The following is a 357-nucleotide window of genomic DNA, read 5'->3' as shown; positions in this document are numbered from 1 at the left end:
AATACCTCCTTTTTTAGAGTATTGCATTTGATAAAATGCAGTAGACGTTTAGAGAAAAGGGAATTAATTAAGCTTTAATCAGAAATCGGTTAGGATAAGCTTTGATGTTTCTAATTGTCAATTTAATATTTGGGGGATTAGCTCAGCTGGCTAGAGCGCCTGCCTTGCACGCAGGAGGTCATCGGTTCGACTCCGATATTCTCCACAACTAATAGCTTTTAAAGTTATTATAAACGTTCATTGACATATTGAGAATATATAAGAATACGAGAGTAAGAGCGTACTTTTTTCTTTAGAGAAAGGAGTGCGAAGAGTAAAATAAAAATAAATAATTATCGAATAGATAAGCTTATTAAG

The 357-nt window shown here is 33.3% G+C and carries 1 tRNA gene; it reads left to right on the top strand.

Going from position 1 to position 357, the window contains the following annotated elements:
• The first annotated feature begins 131 nt into the window (after positions 1-131).
• A tRNA-Ala gene (locus tag LB452_RS13440) sits at positions 132-205 on the top strand.
• The last annotated feature ends 152 nt before the right edge of the window (positions 206-357 follow it).

It is taken from the genome of Psychroflexus longus (assembly GCF_020164595.1).
Taxonomy (GTDB): domain Bacteria; phylum Bacteroidota; class Bacteroidia; order Flavobacteriales; family Flavobacteriaceae; genus Psychroflexus; species Psychroflexus longus.
Note: the sequence above shows the minus strand (reverse complement) of the source record. Positions and strands in the feature narration are given on the sequence as shown.